General features: G+C 68.9%; 16 protein-coding genes. 8 read left to right on the forward strand and 8 right to left on the reverse strand.

The window, feature by feature from the left end; translation table 11 throughout:
- Nucleotides 1-4: 4 nt before the first annotated feature.
- Both N4R40_RS03385 and N4R40_RS03390 read right to left on the reverse strand, forming a co-directional pair.
- On the reverse strand, nucleotides 5-1,423 hold the full coding sequence (locus N4R40_RS03385) for an aminopeptidase P family protein (RefSeq protein WP_261605952.1): 1,419 nt from the start codon (nucleotides 1,421-1,423) through the stop codon (nucleotides 5-7).
- 35 nt (nucleotides 1,424-1,458) lie between these two features.
- Nucleotides 1,459-2,472, reverse strand: coding sequence for an endonuclease/exonuclease/phosphatase family protein (locus tag N4R40_RS03390; protein WP_261605953.1), 1,014 nt, complete (start codon nucleotides 2,470-2,472; stop codon nucleotides 1,459-1,461).
- A 68-nt stretch (nucleotides 2,473-2,540) separates the two neighbouring features.
- Here N4R40_RS03390 and N4R40_RS03395 point away from each other — a divergent pair, with 68 nt between their 5' ends.
- Nucleotides 2,541-3,419 (forward strand): PHP domain-containing protein, encoded by an 879-nt coding sequence (locus N4R40_RS03395; protein ID WP_261605954.1) that lies wholly within the window; start codon nucleotides 2,541-2,543, stop codon nucleotides 3,417-3,419.
- Nucleotides 3,420-3,453: 34 nt separating this feature from the next.
- Here N4R40_RS03395 and N4R40_RS03400 read toward each other — a convergent pair whose 3' ends face one another.
- Both N4R40_RS03400 and N4R40_RS03405 read right to left on the reverse strand, forming a co-directional pair.
- Nucleotides 3,454-3,870 carry an SHOCT domain-containing protein gene (locus N4R40_RS03400; RefSeq protein WP_261605955.1) on the reverse strand — a complete coding sequence of 139 codons (417 nt, stop codon included), beginning with the start codon at nucleotides 3,868-3,870 and terminating at the stop codon, nucleotides 3,454-3,456.
- A 110-nt stretch (nucleotides 3,871-3,980) separates the two neighbouring features.
- Complete coding sequence (locus N4R40_RS03405; protein WP_261605956.1) at nucleotides 3,981-5,486, reverse strand: DEAD/DEAH box helicase; 1,506 nt, start codon at nucleotides 5,484-5,486, stop codon at nucleotides 3,981-3,983.
- A 164-nt stretch (nucleotides 5,487-5,650) separates the two neighbouring features.
- Here N4R40_RS03405 and N4R40_RS03410 point away from each other — a divergent pair, with 164 nt between their 5' ends.
- On the forward strand, nucleotides 5,651-6,367 hold the full coding sequence (locus N4R40_RS03410) for a ferritin-like domain-containing protein (protein WP_261605957.1): 717 nt from the start codon (nucleotides 5,651-5,653) through the stop codon (nucleotides 6,365-6,367).
- Here N4R40_RS03410 and N4R40_RS03415 read toward each other — a convergent pair whose 3' ends face one another.
- Both N4R40_RS03415 and N4R40_RS03420 read right to left on the reverse strand, forming a co-directional pair.
- Nucleotides 6,368-6,658 carry a hypothetical protein gene (locus tag N4R40_RS03415; protein WP_261605958.1) on the reverse strand — a complete coding sequence of 97 codons (291 nt, stop codon included), beginning with the start codon at nucleotides 6,656-6,658 and terminating at the stop codon, nucleotides 6,368-6,370.
- Between the two features lie 11 nt (nucleotides 6,659-6,669).
- Entirely contained in the window at nucleotides 6,670-6,894 is a 225-nt protein-coding gene (locus tag N4R40_RS03420; RefSeq protein WP_261605959.1) for a DUF3107 domain-containing protein, read from the reverse strand.
- Nucleotides 6,895-7,061: 167 nt separating this feature from the next.
- Here N4R40_RS03420 and N4R40_RS03425 point away from each other — a divergent pair, with 167 nt between their 5' ends.
- Nucleotides 7,062-10,154 carry an ATP-dependent helicase gene (locus N4R40_RS03425; RefSeq protein WP_261605960.1) on the forward strand — a complete coding sequence of 1,031 codons (3,093 nt, stop codon included), beginning with the start codon at nucleotides 7,062-7,064 and terminating at the stop codon, nucleotides 10,152-10,154.
- Nucleotides 10,151-13,462 carry a UvrD-helicase domain-containing protein gene (locus N4R40_RS03430; RefSeq protein ID WP_261605961.1) on the forward strand — a complete coding sequence of 1,104 codons (3,312 nt, stop codon included), beginning with the start codon at nucleotides 10,151-10,153 and terminating at the stop codon, nucleotides 13,460-13,462. The genes N4R40_RS03425 and N4R40_RS03430 overlap by 4 nt, the downstream gene beginning before the upstream one ends.
- Nucleotides 13,463-13,476: 14 nt before the next feature.
- Here the strand turns inward: N4R40_RS03430 and N4R40_RS03435 are convergent, their stop codons facing one another.
- Nucleotides 13,477-14,715, reverse strand: coding sequence for a phosphotransferase (locus N4R40_RS03435; protein WP_261605962.1), 1,239 nt, complete (start codon nucleotides 14,713-14,715; stop codon nucleotides 13,477-13,479).
- 82 nt (nucleotides 14,716-14,797) lie between these two features.
- On the opposite strand from N4R40_RS03435, the gene nudC reads away from it, so the two are divergent.
- Together nudC and N4R40_RS03445 are read left to right on the forward strand one after the other, a co-directional pair.
- Nucleotides 14,798-15,718, forward strand: coding sequence for an NAD(+) diphosphatase (gene nudC / locus N4R40_RS03440; RefSeq protein ID WP_261605963.1), 921 nt, complete (start codon nucleotides 14,798-14,800; stop codon nucleotides 15,716-15,718).
- A complete protein-coding gene (locus N4R40_RS03445) occupies nucleotides 15,715-17,451 on the forward strand; it encodes an ATP-dependent helicase (RefSeq protein ID WP_261605964.1) in 1,737 nt (578 codons plus the stop codon). Before nudC ends, N4R40_RS03445 begins: the two co-directional genes overlap by 4 nt.
- A gap of 752 nt (nucleotides 17,452-18,203) precedes the next feature.
- Here N4R40_RS03445 and N4R40_RS03450 read toward each other — a convergent pair.
- Complete coding sequence (locus N4R40_RS03450) at nucleotides 18,204-19,613, reverse strand: zinc-dependent metalloprotease (RefSeq protein WP_261605965.1); 1,410 nt, start codon at nucleotides 19,611-19,613, stop codon at nucleotides 18,204-18,206.
- A 136-nt stretch (nucleotides 19,614-19,749) separates the two neighbouring features.
- On the opposite strand from N4R40_RS03450, the gene N4R40_RS03455 reads away from it, so the two are divergent.
- A complete protein-coding gene (locus N4R40_RS03455; protein WP_261605966.1) occupies nucleotides 19,750-20,868 on the forward strand; it encodes a YlbL family protein in 1,119 nt (372 codons plus the stop codon).
- A 37-nt stretch (nucleotides 20,869-20,905) separates the two neighbouring features.
- The gene (locus tag N4R40_RS03460) at nucleotides 20,906-23,803 is read left to right on the forward strand and encodes a UPF0182 family membrane protein (protein WP_261605967.1); all 2,898 of its coding nucleotides are present in this window, start codon (nucleotides 20,906-20,908) and stop codon (nucleotides 23,801-23,803) included.
- Nucleotides 23,804-23,812 lie beyond the last annotated feature (9 nt).

The raw sequence follows: 23,812 nt of genomic DNA on the forward strand, positions 1-23,812 counted from the left end.
AGGCTCAGTGGGCGAGGCGCGCGATCCAGGCCTCGACCTCGTCGGCGGTCCGCGGGATGCCGGCCGACAGGTTTTCGGGGCCGTCGGCGGTCATGAGGATGTCGTCCTCGATGCGCGCGCCGATACCGCGATACTCCTCGGGAACCGTGAGATCGTCGATCTGGAAGTACAGACCCGGTTCGATCGTGAAGACCATTCCCGGCTCCAGGATGCCGTCGTAGTACATGTCGCGGCGGGCTTGCGCGCAATCGTGCACGTCGATCCCGAGGTGATGCGACGTGCCGTGCACCATGTACCGCCGGTGCTGGCCACCGCGATCCGCCTCGAGGGCTTCATCGACGCTCACCGGGAGGAGGCCCCACTCGGCGACACGCGTGGCGATGACCCGCATCGCGGCTTCGTGCACGGTGCGGAACTTCACGCCGGGGACGGCCGCGGCGAATGCCGCGTCCGCTGCTTCCCGCACCGCCTCGTAGATCTTCCGCTGCACCTCGGTGAACGTGCCCGAGACCGGGAGAGTGCGGGTGATGTCGGCGGTGTAGAGGCTGTCGACCTCGACACCGGCATCCACCAGGATCAGATCTCCCGGCACGACGGCGCCGTCATTGCGCGTCCAGTGCAGATAGCACGCGTGCGGGCCGGATGCGGCGATCGTGTCGTAGCCTTCGCCGTTGCCCTCGGTGCGGGCACGGTGGTGGAAGACACCCTCGACCGCCCGCTCGCCGCGCGGCGTGGCGATGATGCGGGGGAGGTCAGCGACGATGTCGTCGAAGCCTCGCGCGGTGACCTCGACCGCCAGCCGCATCTGCTCGATCTCGTAGGCGTCTTTGACGAGACGCAACTCCGAGACGAATCGCGCGAGCTCCTCGTCCTCATCGCCGACGCGGTCACCATCGGCGGCGGCGAAACCATCCAGGTGCGCGGTCGTGATGCCCAGGTCGCTTGCGACATCACCGAGAGCAGGCCGCGGTCCGATCCAGAATTCGCCCACGGTGGCGTCGGCGTAGAACTCGGTCGTGGTGCGATCGGCGCGATCACGCAGGTGCAGCGTCACGTCGTGACCGGATGCCGTCGGCTCGAATACGAGGACGGAGTCCGGCAGGCTGTCGCTCGCCCATCCCGTGAGGTGCGCGAACGCGGAGTGCGCGCGGAACGGATAGTCGGTGTCGTTGGAACGTTGCTTGAGCGATCCGGCTGGAAAGACCAGACGCTCACCGGGGAACGCGGCCGACACCGCCGCGCGACGTGCCGCCGTGAACGCGGCCTGCGCGCGTGGGGGCGGAGACTGCTCGGGGCGCTCGGCCCATCCGGTGGAGATCGTGTCCAGGAAGCCCTGCGGGAAGGGCTGCTTCCGGTTCGTGTTCTCGGCGGGCGGTGTCTCGGTGCTGGTCTCGGCGATCGTGTCGCTCTCGCTCGTGCTCATGGAATCCAGTCTCGCAGGTCGCGACAATCGTGTCGCTATGCGGCGGGTTCGAGCTGCACGACGAGCGGACGGTGGTCGCTGCCGCTGTCATCGAGCGAAGTGAGCACGACCGAACCTGTCGCCACCCAGCCCGACGTGGACAGGACGTGATCGATCGGGGTCCCGAGCAGCGACGGGACGCTGGTCGTCCAGGTGCCGACACCACCTGTGCCCGTCGCGGCCGCGCCGTCGTGGCACCGCCCGAGATCAGCGCCGCCGACGCCGAGGTTCGCCATGTGGTCGAGTGTCGCGTTGAAATCGCCCGCCATGATCACGCTGTCGGTCGCGCACTGATCCGCGAGCCACTGCAGATCGCTTCGCCAGTCGGCCATGTACGCCTGGCGCGGTGCGACGGCGTGGACGGCGACGACGATGGGTCCGTTCCCGTCGACGGGCATCGCGACCACGCTCGGAACCTCGGACGTGTTCGTGGTGCCGTCGACCGTCGATTCGACAACGGCGTAGTCGCCGAGATCGGGCGAGATCAGCACGCTCGTCCAGTTGGCATCCCACCCCTCGTAGTTCTCGTTGTGCACCCACATCGGTGCGCCGAGGTCTCGCATCGCCACGGCGACGGCGATGCCCACGTCTTCCGTGGTCTCGGGCAGCGACACGATGTCGGCCTGCATCGCGACGGCGGTGCGCGCGATCGTCTCGGCATCCGCGGCGCCACCGGCCGTGTTCCAGGTCATGACGCGGACGCTGGCCTCCGTGGTTTCGGGGAGGCCGCCCGACCCCACACCACGCGCGATCAGAATGCCGCCGCCGGCGACGGCGCCGACGAACGCGATCGCGGCCATCGTCCCCGCGAATGCGCGGAGAGGCCGGGCAAGACACAGCAACAGAAAAAGCATGCCGAGCACAGCGAGGAGGACGACCGTGACCGCTCGCAGCGACACGATCTGAGCGATCGGGAACGTGCGCTCCAGGCGGAAGAACTGCGGCCAGGTGAGGATCGCGACGGCGATGGCCGTGAGCACGGTGATCAGGAGTCCCAGCAGGCGAAGCACGTCGGCGACTCTATGTCAGCAGGCTGAGAGAAGGGCGGATGCCGGTCGTCCGCCGGTACGCTCGGATCATGGTGGATGAACGGGATCGCGGCGCACGGGCGTTCGCCGGCCCGAGCGATCTGCACCTTCATTCCGATCACTCCGACGGCACAGAGCCGCCCGCCGAGGTGATGGCGGCCGCGCATCGGGAGGGCCTGCGCACCGTCGCCCTGACCGACCATGACACGACGTCGGGATGGGCCGAAGCAGCGGAGGCGGCCGGCTCGCTCGGAATGACGTTGATTCCGGGGATGGAGCTCTCCGCGCGTCACGAGTGGCGGAGCGTCCACGTGCTGGGCTACCTTTTCGACCCGGACGATCCGGGCCTTCGTGCCCTCACCGATCGCATCCGCACCGCTCGGCTGACCCGCGCCCGCACGATGGCCGACCGGATCGGTCGTGACTACGACGTGACGTGGGACGATATCCTCGCCCAGACCGCCGAGGGTGCCACGGTCGGACGCCCACACCTTGCCGATGCGCTCGTCGCGAGGGGGCACGTGCGCGATCGCGGCGAGGCGTTCGCCGGCATCCTTCATCCCGCCAGTGACTACTACGTGTCGTTGTATGCGCCGGACCCCGTGACGGCGGTGGCGGCGATCGTGGGCGCCGGGGGAGTGCCGATCATCGCGCACCCGGCCGGTCGTGCGGGCCTGCTGCCGGCAGCGCTCACCGACGCGATGCTGGCGGCCGGGCTTGCGGGCTTCGAGCTCGGCCATCGGGAGAATGACGAGCCTGCGCTGTCGCGCCTGCGCCGGCTCGTGTCTGAACGCGACCTCATCGCCACCGGGTCCAGCGACTACCACGGCCGCGGAAAGCCCAACGTGCCGGGGGAGAACACCACGTCCGACGACATGGTCGCCCGCATCATCGCCCGGGCAACGGGAAGCGCCCCCGTCCATCCCTGAACGGGACGGGCGAGGGCGCTGCGCGCGAGAGAACTCAGGCCAGGGCCTTGGCCTTCAGCGCGTCGAACTCTGCCTGGCTGATCGCTCCGGAGTCGAGCAGACCCTTCGCCTGAGCGATCTGGTCGGTCGGGCTGGTGCCCGCGACCTGACGGATGTAGTCGTCCTGAGCCGACTTGTAGTGCGAAGCCGCCGCGACCTGACGCTCGCTCATGCCGCGACCGCGGGCGATGAGGTAGACGAGCGCCGTGACGATCGGGAAGAAGATCAGGAAGAAGATCCAGACGGCCTTCCAGCCACCGCCGAGCTTCGTGTCACGGAAGATGTCGCCGATGATGGCGAACAGCGCGAACAGGTACGAAACGAAGATGAATGCCCACAGGAACCACCAGATGAGATCTCCGAAGGAGCCCCAGAAGCCTTGGTATTCCACAGCCGCGTCGATGAACCGCATGATTGCCCTTCGAGAAAGTTGATCGGCATCACCTGCCGTCGATGCTCACTGTACTGCGGGCGTCAGGGGCCTCGAGGACAGATGACATTGGCGTCGGGCAGTTCGCGTCGTCAACCGGCGGTGACGGGAGCTCCGGCTCCACCGGACCCACCGCGGCGGCGACGCCGGCGACGTGCGGGAGCCGGCTTGCCGTCGTGGTGTTCTTTGCCGGCGCCGTCGTGCGTGCCTGCGCCATCCGCACTGCGTTCGGCTGTGGTGTTCGCCTCGGCGGACGAAGACGCGGCATCCGACGGTTCGGCGAAGCTCGTGCCGACCGGCTCCTGCGCGCCGCGGCGACGGCGGCGACGCGTGGTGCCCGCTTCGGAGCCCTCGGCGGCGACGTCGGCGGCGTGTGCCGGGCGCTGCGTGCGGACGGTGGCGGTCTTCGGGGCCGTCGCGATGCGACCCTTCGTGCCGGCGGGGATGTCGAGGTCCGTGTAAAGGTGCGGGCTCGAGGAGTACGTCTCGATGGGCTCAGGCTGACCGAAATCGAGCGCGCGGTTGATGAGCGCCCACTTGTGCAGGTCGTCCCAATCGACGAATGTCACCGCGATGCCGGTGTTGCCGGCGCGGCCGGTGCGGCCGACGCGGTGAAGATACGTCTTCTCGTCTTCGGGGATCGTGTGGTTGATCACGTGGGTCACATCGTTCACGTCGATGCCGCGCGCGGCGACGTCGGTCGCGATGAGGACGTCCTTCTTGCCGGCTTTGAACGCGGCCATCGAGCGTTCGCGGCTTTCCTGGCTCATGTCGCCGTGGACGGCGCCCGCGTTGAACCCGCGGTCGCTGAGCTCATCGACGAGCTTCTGGGCGGCGCGCTTGGTGCGCGTGAAGATGACGGCCTTGCCGCGGCCCTCGGACTGCAGGATGCGGGCGATGACCTCATCCTTGTCGAGCGAGTGCGCGCGGTAGACAAGGTGACGGATGTTGGCCTGCGTGAGGCCCTCGTCGGGATCGTTCGCCCGCATGTGGATGGGGTTGGTCATGAAACGGCGGGCGAGGGCGACGATCGGCCCGGGCATCGTCGCGGAGAACAGCTGCGTGTGGCGCACCTGTGCGACCTTCTGGAAGATCTTCTCGATGTCGGAGAGGAATCCGAGGTCGAGCATCTTGTCGGCTTCGTCCAGGACGACCTCGGTCGCGTTCGACAGGTCGAGGAGGCGCTGGTTGTTGAGGTCGATCAGTCGACCGGGCGTGCCGACGACGATCTGCGCGCCGGCCTTGAGCTGTTCGATCTGGCCCTCGTACGCCTTGCCGCCGTAGATCGCGACGACGCTGGTCGCGCGGTTCTGCGTCAGCATGTCGATGTCTTCGTACACCTGCACGCACAGCTCGCGGGTCGGCACGACGATGAGCGCCTTGACGCCCGGCTCGGGGGTGAGACCGAGGCGCTGAACGACGGGGATGCCGAAGCCGAAGGTCTTGCCGGTTCCGGTCTTGGCCTGGCCGATGATGTCCTGGCCGGGGAGGCCGAGCGGAATCGTCTGCTCCTGGATCGGGAACGCGTCCACGATGCCCTTTGCCGCGAGTGCGTCGACGATGTCCTGGTCGACGCCGAGTTCGGCGAAAGTCGTCATATTGTCATGCCTGTCTGGCGGTGAGAAGCCGCCGGTGAAGATACCCACGCCCTTCACTCAGCCACAGGCGCGGTGGCCCCGATCCATCGCCGGGACGGCCTCAGCCTACCTGAGCGCACCGGACGGGCCCGCGTATGGAGCGCAGTGGCGTTTATGCTGTCCTCGTGGTGACCTGGCCCTGGCAGCGCGATCGCGCGGCCGCGCGAACGCTGAAGCTGCGTTCGCGCGGCGACTTCGGCGACGTCAGCCGTGTGGATTTCGAGGAACTCGCACCCGATATCGACACCTTCCTGGGTCAGGCGGCGTACCTGCAGTTGGGGTATTTCGAGACGCTGAGCCAGCTGATCGCGCCGACACCGGAGCTCTCCCACAAGGAATCACTGTCGCTTGCGGCGGGTGCCGCGCTCATCAAACACCGCGGCCTCGTGAAGCTCATCCGTGACCGGCACGACGATCCGCTGGAGATCATGCTCCCGTTTCGGGAGCCGTTGGACGCGTTCCGCCGGGAGACCCACGGTGCGCGCCCACTCGAGACGATGCTCACCGTCCACATCACCGCAGGCATGCTGGACGACTTCTACCTCGCGCTCGCGGCAAGCTACGGCGCGACGGGGGAGCGGGCGGCGGAGATCCTGCGCGCCGACGACGATCGTCAGGCGCTCACGCAGATCATCGCGGATGCGATCGCATCGGATGCGGAATGGAAATCACTGCTGGCGCTGTGGGGTCGACGCCTGGTCGGCGACACGCTGTTGATCGCGCGCGGAGCGCTCGGACCTCAGACTCTCGACGCCGCGGAGGAGAAGAAGGTCGAACCCGTCTTCACGGATCTCCTCGCGGCGCATTCGCGGCGCATGTCCGCGATTGGTCTTGACGCCTGATCAGGCGATTTTCAACCGGAGACGCTCCTGGGCATCGTGCTGGGCACGGGACCGGGTGAGAAGGACCAGCATGATCGGCACCACGATCCCGGGGACGACGATCGACAGCACCCAGATCCAGGGGTTGTCGGCGCCGATGCCCGCCCACGTGAGCGCGAGCCATGTGAACCCGCCGACGCTGGCGCCGACGATCGGCGACAGCGCGGTGCCGCGCGCGTCTCGTCCGGGCTGCAGGAAGTGCAGGACACCGCCGATCGTGGCTCCGAAGATGAAGCCCAGCAGGATCTCCATGGCGGCCGCCCTCAGAGGACGAAGCCCACGCGGCGGGACTCTTCGGTCCCGACCTCGATGAACGCGATCCCGGCCGTCGGCACGATGTAGGAGTTCCCCTTGACGTCGGTGAAGCTGACGGCGGCGGTGCCACCCTCGATCGCTGCCGTCACGGACTTCTTGACGGAGTCAGCCGATTCTGCCGACTCGAAACTGAGCTCGCGAGCGGTGTTCGCAATGCCGATGCGGATCTCCACGGTGGTGCCACGTCCTTAATTGCCGGTTCGAGGGCCCGCAGGAGCGGGCGTATCTCGACTCTACGACACGCCCAGCGGCCATCGGCCGCCCGGCGGGCGTGGTCTGCACGCTGACGGCGAACGCGCCGCCGAGCATCGGTGTCGGCGGCGCCGGATAGCGTGGAACCATGACTTCGTTGCCGCTTGATCCCGCGCAACAGGCGGTCATCGACCTCGACGTGACGGCATCCGGCGTCGTGGTGGGCGCGCCGGGAAGCGGCAAGACGACGACGATCATCGAACGTGTCGCGGCGATGATGGCGCTCGGTGTGCGACCCGACGAGATCCTCGTGCTCACGCCCACACGCCAGGCGGCGACGGCGCTCCGTGATCGTCTTGCCCTGCGTGTGCGGGTCGCCACGCCGGGGCCGTTGGCGCGATCGGTCGCCGCGTTCGCATATCAACTCGTGCGCGGACACGCCGTGGGAGCAGGGCTCGAACCTCCGCAGCTTTTGACCGGTCCCGACGAGGATCGCATCGTCCAGGACCTTCTCGACGGCGATGCGGAAGACGAGGCGGCGGGCAACATCCCGCGCTGGCCCGCGTGGCTCACCCCCGACATTCGCGGTACGCGCGGGTTCCGCACGGAGGTGCGCGCGTTTCTGGCGGAGTGCACGACGCTCGGAATCGAGCCGGCGGACCTCGCTGAGCTCGCCGCGCGCCAGGACCGGGGCATCTGGGCATCGTTGGCGACCTTCGCTGCCGAGTACCACGCCGTGCGCGCCGATATGCGCGGCGCCCACCGCGACGCCGCGGGCCTCGTGCGTGAAGGTGTCGGGCTGGCCCGGATGCCGGCGCCTGCGGCACCCGGCGCGCTGACGACGTTGCGGGCACTGATCGTCGACGACGCGCAGGAACTCACGCTGGGCGGAATCGAACTGCTGGAAGCCTGTCGCGCCCGCGGTATCGCGGTGCTCGCCTTCGGTGACCCGGACGTAGGCTCTGGATCGTTCCGCGGCGCCACGCCGCAGAACTTCGCCCGGCTGGCGCGCGGCCTCCCGCTGCATGTTCTCGGCGCGCCGCATCGGGGGACGCCGGCGCTGCGCGATCTCGCCGCACAGGTCACGAGCCGCATCGGGGCGGTCGGCGTCATCGCGCACCGCCGCGCGCCGGACCCGGGAGATCCGGGCGGGTCGATCCGCGCATTCGCCCTGCGCTCATCGGGGGAGGAACTCGACACGATCGCACGGCTGCTCCGAGAACGCCATGTCCACGACGGGGTCCCGTGGGAACACTGCGCCGTCATCGCACACGACAGTCGTCAGGTGGTCACGCTGGAAGCAGAACTGTCGGCGCGGGATGTGCCGACAGCCGCCAGCGGGCAAGGACGCACCCTCGGTGACATGCGCGCCGTGCGGGAGCTGCTCCTGCTGATCGAGCTCGCGGCGCGGGATGAGTGGCACGGCGACGAACCCACCGAGGTACTCCGCCACGGCGGATTGGACGGTATCGAGGTGCGGCGGCTGCGCATGGCGCTGCGGCACGATGCGCTCCGGCAGCACGATGCGGAGACCGGATCCCCGGTTCGCTCGGCGCGCGACTTGCTGGCGTCCGGGCTCCGGCATCCCCTCGAATTCGAGTTGCTGGATACGCGGGAGGGGCGACGCGCCGCCCGCATCGCCGAGACCGTCGCGCTCCTGCGCGAACAGATCGCCGACGGAGCGACGGCCCACGAACTGCTGTGGACGACGTGGGAGCGCTCGGGACGTGAAAGGTCGTGGCGAGACGCGGCGGCCGGCCACGGACCGTTGGCAGATCAAGCCGGGCGCGACCTCGATGCCGTCGTCGCGCTCTTCCACGCAGCCAAACGACACGGGGAGCGCGAGGACGGAACCGCGCCGATCGCGTTCGTGCGCGGCATCCTGCAGTCCGACGTCGCGGAGGATCGCCTCAGCGCGCCGACCCCCGGCGGGGTCGTATCGGTTCTGACCCCTGCCGGTGCCCTCGGTGGCGAGTTCGACACGGTCGTGATCGCCGGGGTGCAGGACGGCGTCTGGCCGAACCTCCGCCCGCGCGGTGGCCTGCTGGAGACGTGGCGTCTCGCGACGGCCGGCGAGGACCAACCCGTCGATGCGCTCGACCTCCGTCGCGGTGTGCTCCATGACGAGTTGCGGCTGTTCGTGCGTGCCGTCTCGCGGGCGCAGTCGCGCCTGATCGTCACGGCGGTCGATGATGACGACACGGGGCCGAGCGTGCTGTTCGAGTTCCTTCCGCCGGCTGAGGCCGCGCCGCGGAGTGCGGAGCATCCACTGTCGTTGCGCGGGCTGGTCGCCCAGTATCGCCGCGCGTTGACCGATCCGCGCACGACAGCGGCCACGCGCGCCGACGCCGCGGGTCAACTGGCGCTCCTCGCCGAGGCGGGTGTGGCCGGGGCCGATCCGCAGCAGTGGTACGGCATTGCGCCGCCGACCGCGCGCGGGCCGCTGATCGACCTGTCCCTCGAGCAGGCGCGGGTGTCGCCGTCGAAACTCGAGGCGATCGACGTGTGCCAGCTCAACTGGGTCATCGGCGACCTCGGCGGCGATGCCGGCAGCGTCGGAGCGGGCCTGGGCACGCTGATCCATGCCGCGCTCGAACACGCCGAGGGCGCCGACGAGGCGGACCTCTGGCGCACGGTCGAGAGTCGGTGGTCGGAGCTCGAGTTCGAGGCGGTGTGGATCGAGCGCGCCGAACGCACCCGCGCACGTGATCTGGTGGCCCGCCTGAGCCGCTACCTCCGCGACGCGCAGGCCGCCGGGACGAGCCTCCTGGGAGCCGAGCCCCGGTTCGAGCTGGAGGTGCCGGTCGCCGGCGCCGCTCTGCCGTCGGTCGTGAGCGGGACGATCGACCGTGTCGAACTGACGGCGGAAGGCACGGTCGTCATCGTCGATTTGAAAACCGGGCGCACACAATCGACGAGTGCGACAGCGGCCGTCGACAATCCGCAGCTGAGTGCGTATCAACTCGCGTTCGAGAACGGAGCGATCCCCGCGGCAGCCGGTCACCCGTCCGGCGGGGCGAAGCTCCTGGTGTTGAGGGCCAACCGGAACGGACCGTACTCGACGCCTCTGCAGGAGCCGTTCGACGATGACCGCCGCAGCGCGTTCGTCGATCGCATCGGCGACGCCGTGCGGATCATGGGTGGGCGCGAGTTCCTTGCTCCGTACGAAGCGCATTGCCGGGACGACCACACTCATGGGCTCTGCCGCATCCACACGATCGGGCCGGTGAGTAGTTCATGACCACGTCGCAGACATCAGCGCCGCCGATCTCACCCGAGGCGATCGCGGCCGCCCTGGGGCAATTCCCGCCGACCGCCGAGCAATCCGCGGTCATCGCCGCACCGCTCAGGCCCGCCCTCGTCGTCGCGGGGGCCGGCAGCGGAAAGACCGAGACCATGTCGGGCCGCGTGGTCTGGCTCGTCGCGAACGGTCACGTGCGGCGCGACGAGGTTCTCGGGCTCACGTTCACCCGTAAAGCCGCGGGTGAGTTGGCCGAACGCATCCAACGCCGCCTGAACCGGCTCGCCGAGTTCGAACAGCGCGGACTGTTGCCCGTCATCGAGCAGCGCTATCGCGACGGGCGACTCGACATGTTCGCGCGTATCGAGCGCGAGATGACCGGTGCCACGGCCGACGCCGCGCGCCGCGCCGCCCTCGATGCGCTCGCGGAGGGGAGCACCCCGCAGCCGGCCGACGCGGACGCGCTGCTGCACCGCCCGACCGTCGCGACCTACAACAGCTTCGCCGATCAGCTCGTGCGGGAGAACGCCGTGCGCATCGGTCGTGACGCGGAGTCCGTCATCCTCAGTGAGTCCGCCGCCTGGTTGCTCATGCGCAGCGTCGTCCATGCCGCCGATGATCCGCGGCTCGAGACGATCACATACCGGCCGTCCACGATCATCGATGCGGCCTTGCGGATCGCGCGCGACGGGGTCGACAATCTCGCCGATCTCGACGAGATCGCGGCGTTGCCGGCACGCCTGGCACAGGTCCGTGAGCGACCATCCACGCGCAAGGGGACGACGGTGTATGCCGACGTCGAGAAAGCGCTCGTCGCCGTCGGCGGGCTGGAGGTGCTGACCTCCCTGGCACGCGAGTACGACGCGCAGAAGCGCCGACGGGGTGTCATCGATTTCTCCGATCAGGTCGCCGGTGCGCTGCAGATCGTGCGCGCGCACCCCGCCGTGGCCGCCGAGGTCCGTGAGCGATATCGCGTCGTGCTGCTCGACGAGTATCAGGACACGTCGGTCGTGCAGAGCGACCTGCTCGCTGCGCTGTTCGCCGATTCCGCCGTCATGGCCGTCGGCGATCCCCACCAGTCGATCTACGGCTGGCGGGGCGCGAGTGCCGGCAACCTCGGTGGATTCGCGGGGGCGTTCTCCTCGTCCGGCGCCGCAGAGAACTACTCATTGGTGACGAGTTGGCGCAACAGCGAACGCGTGCTGGACGCGGCCAACGCGGTCCTGGCCCCTCTCGCGATGCGCACGCCCGTGCGCGTCGACGCACTTCGGCCACGCCCGGCCGCTCCCGCCGGACACGTCACGGCCGCGTTCGAGGGGGACGTCGACGCCGAAGCCGACCGCGTGGCTGCGTGGTTCGCGGATGTCCGCGCCGGCCGAGCCGCGACGGGCGCCGCGACGACCGGCGCCATTCTCTTCCGCGCCAAGAAGCACATGGTCCGTTTCGCGGACGCTCTCGGGCGACGCGGCATCCCGCACCGCATCCTGGGCCTCGGCGGACTCCTCTCCACGCCCGAAGTCGTCGATGTCGTCGCGGCGCTCCGCGTCATCAGCGACCCGCGCGCGGGGTCGGCCCTGATCCGGTTGCTGAGCGGTCCGCGGTGGGGCATCGGTCTCCCCGACCTTCGCGCATTGGCCGCGCTCGCGCGGCGCATCGGGCGCAGTGACGCGACACTGCACGCCTTGGACGCCGATGTCCTCGCGCGCCTGCGGAGCGCCGGCGAAGACAGTGCGTCGCTTGTCGACGCCGTCGACTTCCTCGGTCGGCAGGACGATGATCATGGCTGGCTCACCGACTTCACACCCGCCGCCCGCACGCGACTGCGCGAAGCGGCAGCTGTCTTCGCGGGGCTCCGGCGGGCGGCCGGCATCCCCGTGCCGGACCTCGTGCGTCTGATCGAGGTCGAACTGCGGCTGGACATCGAGCTGGCTGCCAATGATGCGCGTGGCCCCGCCCGCGTCGCCGGCGACCAGCTGCGCGCGTTCGTCGACGAGCTGCACGGCTTCCTGGCAGCGGACGAGAGCGGTTCACTACCCGCGTTGCTGGCCTGGCTCGACCGCGCCGAGCGCGTCGATGAGTTCGCTCCGCGTACCGAACCACCCGAAGACGATGTCGTGCAGCTCCTCACGATCCACGGTTCGAAGGGACTGGAATGGGATGCTGTCGCGGTCGTGCGCTTCGTGGAAGACGAACTGCCGGCCAAACCCCGGGAAGGGCTCGGGTGGCTTCGTTTCGGCGTGCTGCCATATCCGTTCCGCGGCGATCGGGCGTGGTTGCCGCGCCTCGCCTGGGAGGAAGACGAAGCCCCCACACAACAGGATCTGCGAACCGCGCTGGCGGACTTCGCGTTGGCGCTCAAGGACCGACAGCTCGACGAAGAGCGCCGGCTCGCCTATGTCGCGGTCACCAGGGCGCGTGACCATCTGCTGCTGACCGGTTCGGCGTGGGCGGGAACGAAGACACCCCGCGGTCCCAGTCCGTTTCTCGCGGAGATCACCGATGCCCTCGCGCTGCCGCTCGACGTTCCCGAACCGGGCGAGGACCCCTATCTGGACCAGAGCCGATTGCTGTCCTGGCCGATCGATCCGCTCGGCGCACGCCGTGAGGCGGTGACGGCCGCCGCAGACCGGGTGCGCGCGGCGGCGGAGGGTCCGCCGGCGACGGCATCCCGAGATCTCACGCTGCTGCTCGCCGAACGTGCCGAGCGTGCTGCCGGGGTTCGGGCCGTCGCCCCGGTGCGGGTACCCGCCTCGCGGTACAAAGACTTCGTCAGTGACTATGCGGGCACCGTGCAGGCGATCGCCCGCCCGCTCCCCGAGCGCCCGTATCGTCAGACACGGCTCGGCACGCTGTTCCACGCGTGGGTCGAGGAGCGCTCCGGGTTGACCGGGTCGGGACCGTCGGTCGACGACGCGCTCTGGGAGCTCGACGAAGACCAGATCGGCGGTCCGGATGCCGACGCGGGCGCGCTCGATGAGCTCAAGGCGCGCTTCCTCGCGTCCGAGTGGGCGACGCTTGCTCCGATCGAGGTCGAGGTGGAGATCGATGTCGCCCTCGACGATCTGCTCGACGACGGGCGCCCGCACATCGCGATCTGCAAGCTCGATGCCGTCTACCGGCGTGGAGAGCGGATCGAGATCGTCGATTGGAAGACCGGGCGTCCCCCGCGAACGGCACGTGAGCGTGAGGACCGCCTCCTGCAATTGAGGCTGTACCGCCGCGCGTACCACGAGCGCAGCGGAGTGCCACTCGCGCAGATCGACGTCGTCCTCTACTACGTCGCGGACGACGTCATCGTCCGCGACTGAATCCGCGCCGAGTCTCAGGCGGTGTCGGTCCATCGGCGCAGTGCATTGCGCGCTGCGGCATCGGGATCGTCGTCTGTGCCGTCGTCGCTGTCATCGCGAGCAGCCGCGGCCTCGCCGGTATCGCCGCGCAGCGGAGCCCAATCGGACATCTCGATCGGAGCCGTGGGGATGCCGGCGGCATCCAGCTCTTCCGGACTGAAGGATGCGAGGGACTCCGCGTCGAAGGCGTCGGTCTCCATGGAGATATGTCCGAGGTCGCCCGTTGTCGCGGGGACGCGACCGAGGACCGCGATCGCATCATCCACTGACACGGTCTCGTGAGCGAGCGGCGGCTCATCCCGAACGCTGTCCTCGAGCGCCGTCAGCAGAGCGACGGCGTCGGCGACGACCGACTCGGCGCCGGCAGAGTGTCCGTGGACGAGCCACTTCGCGAACTCCAGCTCGGCGTGCAAGCGGGCGCGCGCCACGAGCAGACCATCGGGTGCGCGGTGCGACAGGCGGGTGTACGTGTCGACGACGTCCTCGCGAGCGTCGGGGGCAGACGATGTCCACCGCAGATCCACGGCGGGGTCGCCGACACTCAGACCGCCCCAGGAGAGCAGGCCCGTGACGTGCGGTGCGCCGTCCTCGTCGTCTTCCAGGACGAAGGATGCCGGGTCCACCCCGCCGAGGGTCACGGTCGTCTCGAATCGCCACAGCGGCTCGGATCCGAGCGCCGTGCTCCAGCGGCGGAGCAGTCCGAACGGGAGGTGACCGGTCGCTTCGGCTCGATCGAGCAGTCGCTCGGCGTCGTCGCGCACCTGCGCGGAGGTCTGAACGGGAAGCCCCGCATCGCGGATGACCGTCACGGGCAGGTCATGGACCCGTGCGATGGCGGCCGCAAGCGCCGTTGCAACACCGTCTCCGGCCGGCACGTGCATCGCATCGACGCGGTAGCCGGGGAGGAGGGTCTGGACGACGGCGTGCACGCCGTCGACAGCGGTTTCGCCGAGCACGTCGGGGGCGCCGAAGGGGAGCACGCCGCGCACGCCGGCCGTGAGGGCCTTCAGCGCGTGGGCCTCGGCGCGCAGGGCGACGTCGGCGTCTCGGTCGGTGGGGACACGCACGACGACGCGTCGTCCGTCGTCGAGGGTCGCGATCGCGCTGTCGTAGCGACCGGTCGTGCCCTCGGTCAGCGGACCGACGCCGACCACGGTCGCGCGGGGCAGAGCGGAGGTCACCGACGCGGCTAGAGTGAGGGGTGAGCGTGCCATGACCCCAGGGTAGGTGCGCGGCGGCGTGAAGTATCCGTGCCACGCCCGGCATTCGCACCGTGCCTGGTGAGAGAGGTTCGCGATGACACCCCTGAACGACCTCGGACTTCCGGCTTTGGCCCGCGCCACGATCGATCGGGCAGCCGACGAACGCACGCGCGAGGGCCTCCTCGAGGCGTTGCGGGCCGATCCCACGACGCGAGTCGTCGCGTTACAGGGCGACCAGGCCCCGCTCCAGCCCGGCCGGGGCGCGCCGGCACTGTTGCTGGTTCCTCCGTCGGCGATCTCGGAGGGGGCGCAGTGGGCGTTCTTGGGTCGCGACGAGGATGGCTCCGCGCGACTCGTGGCCGCCGTCGCAGCCGCAACCGAACGTCCCGTTGATGCGGAGGACTGGGGGAGTCTGCGAGCCGTCGGCGGTGAGCTTTCACCGGTCGAATCGGGCCTGTTGGTGGAAGCCGTCGCGCTCGGCCGCTGGTTGCTCGACGCGCCGTTCTGTCCCGCGTGCGGGGGGCGCACGATCGTCCGCACGGCGGGCTGGTCGCGGAGCTGTCCCGACTGCGGGCGCGACCACTTCCCGCGCACCGACCCGGCCGTCATCGTCGCGGTCGCCTCGGCCGACGGCTCCCGCCTGCTCCTCGGGAAGAACGCGATGTGGAAGGACCGCAACGTCTATTCGACGTTCGCGGGATTCGTGGAAGCGGGAGAATCCGCCGAGGCGACGATCGTCCGCGAGGTGCACGAAGAGGCCGGCGTCATCGCCCGGGACATCCGCTACCGGGGGTCGCAAGCGTGGCCCTATCCGCGCTCACTCATGCTGGGGTTCCACGCCGCCGCCCTCGATGACGCCGCCGCACGACCCGACGGGGAGGAGATCGTCGACGTCCGATGGTTCTCGCGTGCCGAGCTCACGGCGGCTCTGGCGGGAGAGGCCGACTTCGCGTTGCCTGGGACGGCATCCATCGCCCGTCGGCTCATCCTCGACTGGGTGGAGCATCCGGAGTGAACGATCGCGCGCTGGAAGGTCTCGACGACCGGCAGCGCGAAGCAGCGTCGCTGCTCCGCGGTCCGGTGTGCGTGCTCGCGGGCGCCGGTACCGGGAAGACCCGGGTCATCACTCATCGCATCGCGCACGGCGTCGACACCGGGGCATATTCCCCGGGCCGTGTCATGGCCGTCACCTTCACGACCAAGGCCGCCGGTGAGATGCGCGGTCGCCTCCGCGCGCTCGGGGTGGAGGGGGTCGCCGCCCGCACGTTCCACGCGACCGCTCTTGCCCAGCTGAACTTCTTCTGGCCACAGTTGGCGGGCGACGTGGCCCCGTTGATCATCGACAACAAGGTGCGCGTCCTCGGTCAGGCAGCCGACGGCCTGGGTCTACGGCTCGACGCGCCGACGCTCCGCGACGTGGCCGGGCGCATCGAGGCCCGGAAAGTCCGGATGATCTCGATCGATCGCGACGCCGCTGAGCATCCGACCGGGCTCCCCGGGGTCGACGTGCAGGCGCTCGCCGATCTGCAGCGCGCTTACGAGAAGGTCAAGGACGAACGGCGACAGCTCGACTTCGAGGACGTACTGCTCGCGTGCGCGGGGATGGTCGAAGCCGAGCCTCGAGTCGCCGCCGCCATCCACGAGCAGTACCGGCATCTGACGGTCGATGAGTACCAGGACGTGTCGCCGGTACAGGCGCGGTTGCTGGACCTGTGGCTGGGTGATCGCCAGGACTTCTGCGTCGTCGGCGACGCGAGTCAGACGATCTATTCCTTCGCGGGGGCAGATCCTCGGTTCCTCCTCGAATTCGGCGACCGGTACGGCGATGCGCAGATCGTGCGCCTCGAGCGCAACTATCGATCCGATGCCGCCGTCCTCGCCGTCGCGAACGAGCTCATGCGGGGTCGCCCCGGCGCGCTCGTGCTGTCGGCCGCGGTCCGTCCGGACGCGCCGCCCAGGTCGGGTGCGGAGCCCACCGTGACGGCCTTCCCGGACGACACGGCAGAGGCGGACGGGGTGGCGGCCGCGATCGCGGCGCAGATGAGTGCGGGGACGGATGCCCACGACATCGCCGTGCTCTACCGCGCCAACGCGCAGTCGGCGCCGTTGCTGGCCGCGTTGGCCGCACGCGGGATTCCTGCCTCGGTTCTCGGCGGCAAGCGGTTCTTCGACCTCCCCGAAGTCCGCCAGGCGGTCATGGCCCTGCGGGGGGCATCGGTCGCTCCGCTGGAGACGACCTTCGTCGCCGCCGTCCGCGATGTCCTGCGTTCCCTCGGCCTCACCGATGATCCTCCGCCGGCCGGCGGGGCGCTTCGGGATGCCTGGGAGGCGCGAGCTGCCGTCCTCCGGCTCGCCGAGGAGGCGCCGGCCGGGACCTCGCTGCGCGCCTTCACGGATGAACTGCTCGCCCGCGCGAAGAGCCAGCACGAACCCACGCTGCGGACCGTCACCTTGGCGACGCTGCACGCCGCCAAGGGGCTCGAGTGGGAGCACGTGCACCTTGTCGGGATGAGCGAAGGCCTTTTGCCGATTTCGTACGCGACCACGTTCGAACAGGTCGACGAAGAGCGCCGCCTCGCGTACGTCGGAATCACGCGGGCCGGTCGAACGCTGTCGCTGTCGTGGTCGCAGGCGAGCGGGTCGCGACCTCGCCAGATGTCGCGATTCCTTCAGGAGATCGGCACCAGCACTCTGCGTGCGGCCGGTGGCCGTGCCAGCTCCGGCGGACGTCCGCGGAGCGGACGCTGACCGACGCCGCGTGAGGGCTCGCTCCGGTCACCAGACGTCCGGCGAGGATGCCGGCTTCCCAGAGCAGCGCGCGGTCGGTGCGCATCGCGCCGCGCGCGAGCATCTGCGCCGCCAGCAGTGGCCAGCTCGGATCGGCGTCGCGCCGATGAGCGTGTGTGCAGGCCAGACACGCCGTGACGCCGGGGATGACGAAGGGACCGACCGTCACACGGTCGCCGGCGAGCTCGAGCGGGAGATGCGGCACGTCCCGCGCCATCAGTGTGGCGGCACGGCGCGGTTCGACCAGGCGATGGGCGACGACGATCACGGGCACAGTCGGATCGGGATGAGCCTGTGCCCATCGGGTGGTCGCCACGACCTCCACCCCGCCGACCTCGAGAGCGTCGGCGAGCGCATCGGCGTCACCGATGTCGATGTCGGCCGGCAGTTCGACGCACACCCGCGGCCGCGGCGGCGTGCCCACCGTGAGCGCGGGTGAGATCCTCGCCACGAACGCCGCAGCGGCGTCGGCCGGCGCACCCGCGACCCTCGCCAGCGGCAAGATCATCGCATCGGGGATGCCGTCGTGCAGCGCCGACAGCAGACTCTCCTGCCACGGGGTGACATCGTCGACACGAATACCCGGCTCGGACCCCAACTGCAGGCTCGACGGCGTGCGCCAGAGTGGTGCGTGCGAGGGTGCCAGTCGGAGCATGTGCCGATTGTGCCGCGGATGCTGCGGCCGACGCTTCAGCTCTCCACAGCAGCACGTGTCAGACCGGGCGCGGGTCCTCCGGAGTGTCCGAGTCGCCCGTATCGGCGGAGTCGGGCCCCTCGGCGCGATCGGCCCCGTTCAGCAGTGCATCAAGGGCATCGTCGAACGCATCGCGTTCGGGCTGTTCTCCGCGCGCCCGTGCCTGCAGACGTGCGACGAGCGCCGCCGGGTCGTCGATGTCGGCGGCCTCCGGCATGAGATCGGGATAGTCCCACAGGCTGTCGCGGTCGGCGGTACCGACCGCATCACCGACGGCACGCCACATCGCGGCGGCCTCGCGGAGGCGCCGAGGACGCAGTTCGAGTCCGACGAGCGACCCCATGGCTTGTTCGGCGGGGCCGCCGACGGCGCGGCGGCGGCGCACGGCCTCGGCGATCTTCGCCGCTTCGGGCAGCCGTGCGGTCGCATCGGCGGTGACGACGTCGACCCAGCCTTCGATCGTGGCGAGCAGGTTCTCGAGGCGGCTGAGGGCGGCATCCTGCTCCGCCGTGCGCTGCGGCAGGAGAGCTCCGGACTCGAGCGCCGTGCGGAGCTCGTCGGGCGAGGAGGGATCGAACCGCGACGCGAGGTCTTCGAGCGCGCTCGTGTCGACATGGATGCCCCGAGCGAACTCGGTCACTTGCGAGATCACGTGCAGGCGCAACCAGCGAGCGTGGCGGAAGAGACGGGCGTGGGCGAGCTCGCGCGTCGCGAGGTACAGCGCCAGCTGATCGCCGTCCACCTCCAGGTCCCGACCGAAGTCGGCGAAGTTCTGCGGCACGATCACGGCCTCACCGTCCGGCAGGATCGGGATGCCCACGTCACCGCCGGAGACGACCTCGAGCGATAGGCGGCCGATGACCGCACCCAGCTGGGCGGCGAACAGCGAGCCGCCGATTCGGCGCATGAACTGCCCCGCTCCGGCGATCATGCCCTTCATCTCTTCCGGGGTCTGCTCGTCGATCGCGGCGGTCAGCGCGCCGGCGATCGAATCCGCGACCGGCTCGGCCAGCTCCTGCCACACCGGCAGGGTGGCCTCGACCCACTGACCGCGGGTGATGGCCCGAGGTGGGTGCGGCAGGTCCGAGATCGTGGTGGCTTCGCTCAACCACAGGGTCGCGAGGCTGAACGCCTGGTCGAACTCCTGACGGTTCCCGGCGGTGATGCTGAGTCCGTCCTTGTTGGCGAGGTGCAGCGCGCTCGTCTTCGCGGCGGACCAGTCGATGCCGTCCCCGCCGGCCGTGAACGCCGCCTGCATCTGCTGCATCATCTGTTGCAGCATCGCGGGATCCACCCCGAGCCCGGACAGCGCCTCCAGGCGGCTCGGATCGAGCCCTTCGGCGCCCCCGCCGAGGATGTTGCGGAGCATCTCCGCGAACTGGTCCTCGGGGGACCGGTCGTCGGGGCGGTCGAGATTGTCATCAGCCATATCAGGCGCCTTTCAGCGGGCAGAACTCGTCGCGCTCTACGCTAGTCGCACGTCCTCTCGCCCCGGCCCGGATCGGGCCCGGTAGAGGATCTCCCGTGTACGCCGGTCGCGAACGACCGGCCAGGAAGGCTCCTCCGTGGCACTGTTCGACGAGAACACGACGATCGTTCCCGCCCCGCGGCGGCAGCTTCCCCGGGCGACCGTTGCCGGTATCTGGGCGCTCACGATCGCTCTGTTCGCGTTGCTCGCGCTGACCTTTCTGCCGAGCTCGTTCGTCATCCAGCAACCCGGCCCCGTCTTCAACACTCTCGGAACCGTCACCAGCAACAGCGGTGACGAGGTCCCGTTGATCAGCATCGAGGGGGCCGAGACGTTCGAGACCGCCGGTTCACTGGACCTGCTGACGGTCCAGGTCGTCGGCAATCGCGACCGCACGCCGTCGTGGTTCGAACTCGCCTCGGCATGGTTCGACTCCTCGCGCGCTGTTATCCCTCTCGACGATGTCTTCCCCGAGGGGCAGAGCACGGACGAGCGCAACGAGGAGAGCGCGGTGATGATGGTCGACTCGCAGAAGGAAGCGACCGCCGCCGCATTGACCGAACTCGGCTACGACGTGAACGCGATGGTGCGCGTGTACTCGCTCACCGAGGACTCCGCCGCGCAGGGGATCCTCCAGCCCGACGACATCATCCGCGCCGCGAACGGTACGCAGGTCACCGAGACCGAGGAGCTGCGAAAAGTCATCAACGACGGCGACGGCGCACCGGTCGACCTCACGATCGAACGCGACGGTCGGACGCTGACGAAGACCGTGACGCCGACGCAATCGTCCGTCGACGGTGAGACCGTGTGGCTCGTGGGCATCTCGACGATGCACGATTACGACTTCCCGATCGACGTGACAATCCAGCTCGACAACGTCGGTGGACCCAGCGCCGGTCAGATGTTCGCCCTGGGGATCATCGACACACTCACCCCGGGGGAGCTCAACGGCGGCCAGGACATCGCCGGCACGGGAACGATCGACGCCGCGGGCACGATCGGCGCGATCGGCGGCGTTCGTCAGAAGATGTACGGTGCGGTCGATGCCGGAGCCGACTACTTTTTGACGCCGGAGACGAATTGCGGCGAGGTCGTCGGTCACATTCCGCCGGGCCTGCAGGTGTTCTCCGTGGCGACCTTGGATGATTCGCTCGCGGTCCTCACCGCGATCCGCGAGGGCGACGACCTCGCCGACCTGTCGACCTGCCAGTAGCGCGTCCGGTCGCAGAAGGCCCGCTTAGGATAGAAGAGTGACCACGACCTCAGCGCCGACACAGGCCACGCCCAGTCCCTTCCGACGTGCGATCGGAATCACGCTTGCCGTGATTGCCGTGATCGTCGTGGGGTTCTTCATTTTCGCCAGCCTGTACGCCGATTGGCTGTGGTTCGACCAGCTCGGGTTCGAAAGCGTCCTGTGGACGCAGTGGACAGCGCGGATCGTGATGTTCCTCGTGGGCTTCGTCGCGATGGCGGGGCCGGTGTTCCTGGCCATCCAGCTCGGCTACCGCCTGCGCCCCGTCTACGCCCGTCTGAGCTCGCAACTCGATCACTACCAAGAGGTCGTGGAGCCGCTCCGCCGCCTCGCCATGTGGGGCATTCCGATCTTCTTCGGCTTCTTCGCCGGCTTCGCGGCGTCTGCCCAGTGGGAGACGGTGTGGCTGTGGATGAACCGGGTCGACTCGGGCGACCTCGACCCGCAGTTCCAGTTGGACACCGGGTTCTACCTGTTCTCGCTGCCGTTCTTCACCTCGCTGCTGGGGTTCTTGTCGGCGGTGATCCTCGTCTGCCTGGTCGTCACGGTCCTCGTGACCTACCTCTACGGCTCGATCCGGGTCGGCCAGGGCGAACTGCGCATCTCCAAGCCCGCCCGCATCCAGCTGGCGATCATCGCAGGTATCTACCTGCTGGTCCAGGCGGCGAGCCTGTGGCTCGACCGGTTCAAGACGCTGACGACGCAGAGCGAGCGCATCACGGGTGCGACGTACGTCGACGTCAACGCGATCATCCCCGGGCTCACGATCCTCGCCGTCGCGGCGATCCTCGTGGCCGTGCTGTTCTTCGTCACCGCCGTCATCGGCCGCTGGCGCTTTCCGCTCATCGGTACCGGCCTGCTGATCGTCTCATCCCTCGTCGTCGGCATCGCCTACCCCTGGGTTCTCTCCAACATCCAGGTGCGTCCGAACCAGGAGACCCTGGAGAGCGAGTTCTACCAGCGCAACATCGACGCGACGCAGAAGGCGTACGGCATCGATGGACTGGAGAAGAGCGACTTCCAGGCCGTGACCGATGCGGAACCCGGTCAGTTGCGTGAGGACGCCGATACCACCGCATCCATCCGCATCATGGACCCGGCGATCATTTCGCCCACGGTTCGGCAGCTCGAGCAGTATCGCTCGTACTACCAGTTCACCGATCCGCTGGATGTCGACCGCTATCAGATCAACGGCGAGTCCCAGGACACCGTCGTCTCGGTGCGCGAGCTCAACCTCGAGCAGCTGGGAAACGCGGCTTCCTGGTACAACACGACCCTCGTCTACACGCACGGTTACGGCATGGTCGCGGCCAAGGGCAACGAGCGCACCGCCGATGGCAACCCCGTGTTCGTCGAGCGCGGCATCCCGGCGACGGGTGAACTCACGGACAGCGAGGACTACGAGCCGCGCGTCTACTTCGGCGAGACCTCGCCGCTGTACTCGATCGTCGGCGCTCCGGAAGGCTCGGAGAACATCGAGCTCGACTATCCGCGCGGTGAAGACGGAGCGGCGCAGACGAAGACCACGTTCACGGGCGATGGTGGTCCGCTGGTCGGCAGCATCTTCAACCGGTTGATCTATTCGCTGAAGTTCCAGGCGACCGACATCCTGTTCTCGGACGGCATCAACGACGACTCGCAGATCCTCTACGACCGTGACCCCATCACGCGCGTCCAAAAAGCCGCTCCGTATCTCGAGCTCGACAACGACCCGTATCCGTCGGTCGTGGACGGGCGGATCGTCTGGATCGTCGACGGCTACACGCTGAGCGCGGACTACCCGTACTCGTCGATCGTGAGCTTGCGTGACGCGATCAGTGACACGACGAACACCGCCCCCCGCGTCGCCCTCGACGACGTCAACTACATTCGCAACTCGGTCAAGGCCACCGTCGACGCGTACGACGGATCGGTCACGCTGTATGCGTGGGATGAGACCGACCCGCTCCTGGAGGCGTGGCAGAAGGTCTACCCGTCGACGCTCAAGCCGATCACCGAGATGAGCGGCGACCTGATGAGCCACGTGCGCTACCCGACGGACCTGTTCAAGGTGCAGCGCGCGATGCTCGGCACCTACCACGTCGATGACGCCGCGTCGTTCTACGCACGCGACAACGCCTGGAAGACCCCGAATGATCCGGTCTCCGACGTCGAGGTCCTGCAGCCGCCGTACTACCTGACGATGCAGATGCCCGGCCAAGAGTCGCCGACATACTCGATGTTCACGACCTTCATCCCCGGTGGCGAGGACACCCGCAACGTGCTCATGGGCTACCTGTCGGTCGATTCGGACGCCGGCGCCGCCGATGGCACCCGGAGCGACAGCTACGGCAAGCTCCGGATGCTCGAGATCAATGCCGAGACGCCCGTGCCCGGTCCCGGTCAGGTGCAGAATACGTTCGATGCCGATCCGAGCGTGTCCGCGTTCATCAACATCTTGAAGCAGGGGCAATCTGACGTCCTCAACGGCAACCTGCTGACTCTGCCGGTCGGTGGCGGTCTGCTCTACGTCCAACCGGTGTTCGTGCAGTCGTCGGGCTCGACGAAGCTGCCGACGCTTCAGAAGGTGCTCGTCGCGTTCGGTAACGAGGTCGCTTTCGAAGACACCCTGCAGGGCGCGCTCGACACGCTGTTCGGCGGCGACTCCGGGGCGAACGCCGGTGACGGCGACGCCACACCGGCGCCCGAGCCGACCGAGTCCGGCGACCCGGGGGAGGAAACCGGCGGGAGCACCGGCGGTACCGACATCGCCTTCCAGGCAGCTCTGGCCGACGCGCAGCAGGCGATGCTCGACCGCGACACGGCGTTGAAGGCCGGCGACCTCACCGCGTTCGCCGAGGCCGACGCCCGCTTGACGGCGGCCGTCACCCAGCTGCTCTCGCTCTCCGGCGAGTGAGCGTTCGCT

This window comes from Microbacterium memoriense (assembly GCF_025398275.1).
In the GTDB taxonomy this organism is placed as follows: Bacteria; Actinomycetota; Actinomycetes; order Actinomycetales; family Microbacteriaceae; genus Microbacterium; species Microbacterium memoriense.

Excerpts from the sequence above, each read along its gene's own strand:
- N4R40_RS03385 (WP_261605952.1), bottom strand. The coding sequence starts at position 1,423 with ATGAGCACGAGCGAGAGCGACACGATCGCCGAGACCAGCACCGAGACA.
- N4R40_RS03395 (WP_261605954.1), top strand. The coding sequence starts at position 2,541 with ATGGTGGATGAACGGGATCGCGGCGCACGGGCGTTCGCCGGCCCGAGC.
- N4R40_RS03400 (WP_261605955.1), bottom strand. The coding sequence starts at position 3,870 with ATGCGGTTCATCGACGCGGCTGTGGAATACCAAGGCTTCTGGGGCTCC.
- N4R40_RS03405 (WP_261605956.1), bottom strand. The coding sequence starts at position 5,486 with ATGACGACTTTCGCCGAACTCGGCGTCGACCAGGACATCGTCGACGCA.
- N4R40_RS03415 (WP_261605958.1), bottom strand. The coding sequence starts at position 6,658 with ATGGAGATCCTGCTGGGCTTCATCTTCGGAGCCACGATCGGCGGTGTC.
- N4R40_RS03425 (WP_261605960.1), top strand. The coding sequence starts at position 7,062 with ATGACTTCGTTGCCGCTTGATCCCGCGCAACAGGCGGTCATCGACCTC.
- N4R40_RS03430 (WP_261605961.1), top strand. The coding sequence starts at position 10,151 with ATGACCACGTCGCAGACATCAGCGCCGCCGATCTCACCCGAGGCGATC.
- N4R40_RS03435 (WP_261605962.1), bottom strand. The coding sequence starts at position 14,715 with ATGGCACGCTCACCCCTCACTCTAGCCGCGTCGGTGACCTCCGCTCTG.
- nudC (WP_261605963.1), top strand. The coding sequence starts at position 14,798 with ATGACACCCCTGAACGACCTCGGACTTCCGGCTTTGGCCCGCGCCACG.
- N4R40_RS03450 (WP_261605965.1), bottom strand. The coding sequence starts at position 19,613 with ATGGCTGATGACAATCTCGACCGCCCCGACGACCGGTCCCCCGAGGAC.